This window comes from Thermosulfurimonas sp., from assembly GCF_015491435.1.
Classification (GTDB): Bacteria; Desulfobacterota; Thermodesulfobacteria; order Thermodesulfobacteriales; family Thermodesulfobacteriaceae; genus Thermosulfurimonas_A.
In genome coordinates this window covers 1-6,584 of record NZ_WFVX01000056.1, presented here as the reverse complement: position 1 = coordinate 6,584, position 6,584 = coordinate 1, and the positions used below count along the sequence as shown (strand labels likewise).

The 6,584-nt window shown below is 58.3% G+C and carries 6 protein-coding genes; 2 read left to right on the top strand and 4 right to left on the bottom strand.

Features of this window, described 5'->3' with window-relative positions; all coding sequences use genetic code 11:
• The 4 genes from F8J34_RS02585 to F8J34_RS02570 all read right to left on the bottom strand — a co-directional run.
• Positions 1-549, bottom strand: a 549-nt coding sequence (locus F8J34_RS02585; RefSeq protein WP_297056240.1) for a CBS domain-containing protein, incomplete at its 3' end; no start/stop codon positions are given.
• A gap of 63 nt (positions 550-612) precedes the next feature.
• On the bottom strand, positions 613-1,650 hold the full coding sequence (gene cydB, locus F8J34_RS02580; RefSeq protein WP_297056239.1) for a cytochrome d ubiquinol oxidase subunit II: 1,038 nt from the start codon (positions 1,648-1,650) through the stop codon (positions 613-615).
• A gap of 26 nt (positions 1,651-1,676) precedes the next feature.
• Positions 1,677-2,984 carry a cytochrome ubiquinol oxidase subunit I gene (locus F8J34_RS02575; protein ID WP_297056237.1) on the bottom strand — a complete coding sequence of 436 codons (1,308 nt, stop codon included), beginning with the start codon at positions 2,982-2,984 and terminating at the stop codon, positions 1,677-1,679.
• A gap of 102 nt (positions 2,985-3,086) precedes the next feature.
• The gene (locus F8J34_RS02570) at positions 3,087-3,530 is read right to left on the bottom strand and encodes an Rrf2 family transcriptional regulator (RefSeq protein ID WP_297056235.1); all 444 of its coding nucleotides are present in this window, start codon (positions 3,528-3,530) and stop codon (positions 3,087-3,089) included.
• Positions 3,531-3,684: 154 nt separating this feature from the next.
• Between F8J34_RS02570 and F8J34_RS02565 the strand changes: the two genes are divergently transcribed.
• Both F8J34_RS02565 and F8J34_RS02560 read left to right on the top strand, forming a co-directional pair.
• Entirely contained in the window at positions 3,685-5,241 is a 1,557-nt protein-coding gene (locus tag F8J34_RS02565; protein WP_297056233.1) for a sigma 54-interacting transcriptional regulator, read from the top strand.
• Positions 5,234-6,448: a hypothetical protein gene (locus F8J34_RS02560; RefSeq protein ID WP_297056231.1), complete on the top strand. Its 1,215-nt coding sequence runs from the start codon at positions 5,234-5,236 to the stop codon at positions 6,446-6,448. Before F8J34_RS02565 ends, F8J34_RS02560 begins: the two co-directional genes overlap by 8 nt.
• Positions 6,449-6,584: the final 136 nt, after the last annotated feature.

Sequence of the window (6,584 nt, the reverse complement as noted above, 5' to 3'; positions counted from 1 at the left end):
TTGCCGCACCGGGAAGAGGAACTCCAGAAGGTCCCGAAGACGCAAAAGACCGGAGAGGGCCCCGAACTCGTCTATCACCAGGGCCACGGAGGCATTGCGCTCCCGAAAACCACGCAGGGCCTCCCGAAGCTTGAGACTTTCCGGGATCACATAGACCGGGCGAACGAGCTCACGCAGGGAAAAATCCTCCCCCACCCGGCGGACCAGATCCCGGAGGGAGACAACCCCCAAGAAATTGTCCAGTTCGCCCTCGTAGATGGGGTAATAGTCGTGGGGAGCCGAGGCCACCCGGCGCCAGAGCTCCCCGGCCGAGAGGTCCACCGGGAACCCGACCAATTCCCGCCGGGGAATCATGATCTCCCGCACGGCCACACGACGCAGACGCAAAACCGAAAGGAGGATCTCCCTTTCCTCCGGACTCAGGAGCCCCTCCCGTTCGGCCTCCTCCACCAGCTGGCCTATCTCCTCGGTGAACTCCTGAAGGTGTTCCTCCGGAGTCTTCTGAAAAAGGGCCTTGAGAACCTCAAACCATGACGGAGCCTCGGGCATAGTTCTAACTTACCGAGGCTTAAGGAATCAAGTCAAGGCGGGGCCGCGGCCCCGCCCTGTAAATCAGTATCCCTCGCCGTAGGCCACCTCTTCGCGGGTGAGGCGATAGGAAAAAGTGCGATAGGTCCAGAAGGTGTAAAGAAGCACAATGGGCACGAAGATGAAGGCCACCACGGTCATAATCTTAAGGGTAAGGGGACTGGAGGAACTGTTGTAGATGGTAAGGGACCAGGCCGGATTGAGACGCGAGGGGAAGAGGTTGGGAAAGAGCCCGGCCATGCCCCAGGCGGTAAACCCCAGGATGGTGGCTCCGGAGGAAAGGAAGGCTGCCAGGGCCCGACCCTGATGGAGAAAATAGGGCACCAGAAGAAGGGCTCCCAGGGCCAGGAGAGGAAAGATGAGAAGGATCGGGGCCCGGAGATAGTTGTGCCAGAGAGGAGTGAGTTTGAGGGAGAAGAGCCAGAAGGCTACCACCACCACGGCCTCAAAGACCCAGAGGATCCGGGCATCGCGGAGGAGACGTTCCCGAAGCTCACCGTTTACCCGATAGACCAGCCAGGTGGCCCCGTGTACGGAAAAGGCCAGAACGAAAAGCAGGCCGGCCAGGAGGGCATAGGGATGAAGCAGCGTGAAAAAGGAACCCAGGAAATGCCCCTCCCGATCCAGGGGAAGCCCCAGAAAGATATTGCCAAAGGCCACCCCCAGGATAAACGTGGAAACCAGGGAACCGATCCAGAAGAGAAAATCCCAGAAGCGACGCCAGCCGGGATCCTGGACCTTGCCCCGGAACTCAATGGCCACACCCCGGATGATGAGTCCGAAGAGCAGGAGATAGAGTGCGGTATAGAGGCCGCTGAACATCACCGCATAGGTCTTGGGGAAGGCGGCGAAGGTGGCCCCACCGGCGGTAATGAGCCAGACCTCGTTACCGTCCCAGAAAGGACCGATGGCCTGATAAACCGCACGCCGTTCGATCTCGTTGCGGGTGACACAGGGAAGAAGGATACCGGCCCCCAGATCGAACCCATCCAGGACAAAATAGCCCGCCCACAGCACCCCCCAGAGAATAAACCAGATTATCTGAAAGATATTGTGTTCCATGACTCAACCCTCCTTACTTTAAATTTCTAGGCTCTTACCGGCTCGGGGCCTTTACGGGCATAATGGGCCAGCAACCAGAAATCGATCACCCCCAGCACGGTGTAAAAGATCACGAAGGCCACCAGGGTGGCCGTAACCTGGGCCGGAGAGAGATGAGAAACGGCCTGAGCGGTCTTCATGACCCCGTAAACGATCCAGGGTTGACGCCCCACCTCGGCCACCATCCAGCCGGCCTCGATGGCCAGATAAGGAAGGGGTATGGTCCAGATCAGGGCCCGCAAAAGCCAGGGGGAAGCCAGGGGGTCTTTCCGGTGTTTGAAAGCCCAAAGGCTGGCCAGGACGAACCAGATCCCCAGAAAAACCATGATCCGAAAGCTCCAGAAGGTAAAGGATACCGGAGGACGATCCTGAGGCGGGAAGGCCTTGAGGCCTTTCACCTCGGCCTGGGTGGAATGGAAGGCCAGGAGACTCAGGACCTTGGGAATCTTGATTTCCACGATATTACGCTCGTTTTGCGGGTCGGGAAGGGCAAAAAGGGTCCAGGAAGCACCGCGCTGGGTCTCCCACAGGGCCTCCATGGCCGCAAGCTTGGCGGGCTGGGTATGCGCCACCTCGGTGCCATGGAGATGCCCCTCCACAAAGACAAACAGGGCGAAGATTACCGTCCATACCGCGGCCACCCGGAAACTTTTGCGGAAGAATTCCACCTCGTTCTTCCGGAGCAGATGCCAGGCCGAAACCCCGAGCACAAAGAAACCCGAAAGAATATAGGCCGCCGGAACGGTGTGCAGGAATTCCAGCCAGGCAAACTTATTCAAGACCACGGCCGCAAAACTCTGCAGTTCGGCCCGCCCGTGCCGGAGAACATAACCCACGGGATGCTGCATCCAGCCATTGGCCATGAGGATCCAGAAGGCGGAAATATTGGAAGCCAGAGCCACCAGCCAGATGGCCACACAGTGAAGCTTGGGAGAAAGCCGGTTCCAGCCGAAGGCCCACACCGCCACAAAGGTGGACTCCAGAAAAAAGGCCAGCGTGGCCTCGATGGCCAGAAGAGACCCGAAGATGTCTCCTACGTATTCGGAATAATACCGCCAGTTGGTCCCGAACTGGAATTCCAGAGTGATGCCTGTAACCACCCCCAGGGCGAAATTGATGAGAAAAAGCCTTCCCCAGAACTTAGCCGCCCGGCGATAGTCTTCATCGCCGGTCTTTACATACAGGGTCTCCAGAATGGCGGTGAGAACCGAAAGCCCCAGGGTGAGAGGAACAAAAAGGAAATGAAAGGATGCCGCTACGGCGAATTGCAATCTCGAGGCCCATAACACATCCATCTTCAACCTCCTTTTCGGAAATTGACCAGATACATTAAATAGATAAAGAATTTAACTATTTTGAGAGCCGAATTTTCATTTCATGGTTATCACCCCCCTTAATCAGGAATGATGAGCCTTTTTCCGACGTTTGTCAACCAGACAGATCTCCTCCCGGACCAGCTCGGCAAAGGTGGTCTGCTGGAGCTTGTTCCGCACCATCTCCACCAGTTCCTTCCACTTCAGGTGCACGGGACACAGGGGCTGACGCTTACAGTTGCGGGGATCCAGCACGCAGGGACTGAGGAAGAGCTCCCCGGTCATGGCCTCCACCACCTGGAGGAGAGTGAGTTCCTCGGGAGGGATGCGCAGTCGGTAGCCCCCCTTCCGGCCCCGGATGATGTCTATGATCCCGGCCCGAGCCAGATCCTGCGCAATCTTGGCCAGAAAGGGTTCGGGAATGTCCATGGCCCGGGCAATCTTCCAGCGCGGCACCACCTGCCGCGGATACTTGGCCAGATATAACACACACCTGATACCGTAATCCTCGGCCTGCGTGATCTTCATGACCTCAACCCTCAAAAATTTTTGGAGTATGTTACTCTAATTAAATATTTTTGTCAAGGAGACCAAGGAAGGCGCGATTCGGGCTTGCCCGGTGGGTGGGAGGGGGGTAGAATTGCAAAATTGTAAATTTTATGGGAGAAACGGTGTGAGGGGGATGACCCAGCATAGCCTTGAGGAAATAACCTGTCTCTACGAAATTGCCAGCACCCTGGCCAGCACCCTGGAGCTGCGCGAGGCCCTGGAGAAGACGCTGGGAGTGCTTTCGGAACGTTTCGCCCTCAAACGGGGCACCATCACCATCTTCAACCCCCGCACCGGCGAGATCCAGATCGAGGTAGCCCACGGTCTCTCCGAGGAGGCCCGACGGCGGGGACGCTACCGTCCCGGGGAGGGGATCACCGGAGAGGTGGTGGCCACCGGCCAGCCCATCATCGTCCCGCAGATCAGTGAGGACCCCCGTTTCCTCAATCGGACCCGGAGCCGGCGGGAGGAGGAAAAACGCAAGCTCTCCTTCATCTGCGTGCCCATAAAGAGCGGGGGGCAGGTGCTGGGGACCCTTTCCGTGGATCGACCCGCCGCCGACGCCGTGGAACTGGCCCAGAACCTGCAATTCCTCACCATCGTGGCCGGGCTCCTGGCCCAGACCGTGGCCAAGCTTCAGGCCCTGGAGGAGGAACGGGCCCGGCTGCTGGAGGAAAATCTGAGACTCAAACAGGAACTCAAAGGACATTATCAGCTGGAAAACTTCATCGCCACCTCCTCCCGGATGCAGGAGGTCCTGGAAATGATCAATCGCGTGGCCGGCAGCCCGGCCACCGTGCTCCTGAGAGGAGAATCCGGGACCGGAAAAACCCTCATCGCCAGACTTATCCACTACAATAGCCCCCGGGCCGAAGGGCCCTTTGTAACCGTGCCCTGCACCGCCATCCCCGAAACCCTGCTCGAGAGCGAACTCTTCGGCTACGAGCGAGGGGCCTTCACCGGGGCCCAGGCCCGCAAGATCGGGCTCATGGAAAAGGCCCACGGAGGAACCCTCTTCCTGGACGAAATCGGAGATCTACCCCTGCCCATCCAGGCCAAACTCCTTCATGCCCTTCAGGAAAAGGAATTCTATCGCCTGGGGGGCACCGAACCCGTAAAAGTGGATGTACGGATCATCGCCGCCACCAACCGCAATCTGGAAAACCTGGTGGAAAAAGGGCTCTTCCGGGAGGACCTCTACTACCGACTTTCGGTATTTCCCATCTATATCCCTCCCCTGCGGGAACGGCCTACGGATATCATCCCGCTTGCGGAATATTTCCTGGATAAATATTGTCAGCGCTATCAAAAAAAGATCAAACGACTATCCTCGCCGGCCATAGATCTCCTCATGCAATACCACTGGCCCGGGAACGTCCGGGAACTGGAAAACGCCATGGAGCGAGCCGTGCTCATCTGCGATGAAGAGGTAATCCGGAGCTATCACCTCCCTCCCAGCCTGCAAACCGCCCGGAGCTCGGATACCCCTTCCCGCTTAACCCTTCCGGAGGCGGTCAAAAAGGTGGAAAAGGAACTCATCGTCGAGGCCCTGAAGGAGACCCGCGGCAACCAGAGCAAGGCCGCAAGATTGCTGGGAACCACCCTGCGCGTTCTGAACTACAAGATCCGCAAGTACGGCATCGATCCCAAACTCTTCCGTCCTCTATCCAAAAGATCCTCCCATGCCTAAACAGCTAGAACTCTTCCCCGGATACGCTCCACCCGAGCCCCGCATCGTGCCCCGTTCCGAACATCCTATCTCCCGACGCATGATCTCCCGCGAGGCCCTCAAGGTCCTCTATCGTCTGCACGATGCGGGTTATCTGGCCTATCTGGTGGGAGGAAGCGTACGGGACCTCCTGCTGGGGCTCACCCCCAAGGACTTCGATGTGGGCACCGATGCCCGTCCGGAGGAAATCCGGAGACTCTTCCGGGCCAGTCGGATCATCGGACGCCGTTTTCGCCTGGTTCATGTGTATTTCCGGGGAGGAAAATTCGTAGAGGTGGTAACCTTCCGGGGCCCGGAGGACCTGGAGGAAGAGGAGGAAGAGGTCTATGGGACCCCTCAGCAGGACGCCTTTCGTCGGGATCTCACCATCAACGCCCTGTTTTACAACATAGCCGATTTCACCATCGTGGATTATGTGGGAGGGCTGGAAGATCTGCGCCGGGGAATAATCCGGATCATCGGGGACCCGGATATCCGCTTCACCCGGGACCCGGTGCGGATGCTGCGGGCGATAAGACACGCCGCCCGGGCCGGCTTTGAAATAGAGCCCCGTACCTGGGAGGGGATCCTGAAACATCGGGAAAAGATCCGCCTCTGTTCCCCCTATCGCCTGCGGGACGAGTGGCTCAAGGACGTAACCGGAGGATGGTCCGAACCCTGGCTCTCCCTGATGTTCAAGAGCGGCTTGTTCCGGGAAATCTTTCCCTCTTATCACCGCACCCTGGTCGCCTTTCCCCCGACCCAGAAGTTCCTCTCCCGGCTCCTTTCCGTTTCGGATCGTCTCCTATCCGAGGGACAGCTCTCCCAGGCCGAAGCCCTGACCCTCTTTCTCTACCCCTACCTTCTGGCCCACGGGTTCGGGAAACCGCCCTCCCGACCCGAACGCCCCACGCGGGAGGTGGAAAAGAGACTCCTGGAGATCCTGGGGTCCTACCGCTTCTGCCGGGAACTCTTCGAGGAAACCCTGCTCCTCCTCTCCTCGCTCCTTTATTATCGCTATTTCGTGTTGAAGGGAAAAACCCCTCCCAGGAAACTCACCCGCAAGAGCTATTTTCCTCTTCTGCTGCGGCTCTCCGAGATCATCTTCCCCAGGGAAAAAGAATTCTTTAACCTGGAGGTAAGTCTTCCCAAGAAAAAGAAAAAACGAAAGAGGCGCGGCCATGCCTGAGTATCGAAGCTCCCTGGGGTTTACCTTCCTGGAGGGAACCAAACTTTCCCGCAGGGACCTTTTCCGGGCCCGGGAGGAGATCTCCCCCACCTCTTATTTCAAGACCTATCCCCGGGCCCGGCGCATCCCCCTACCC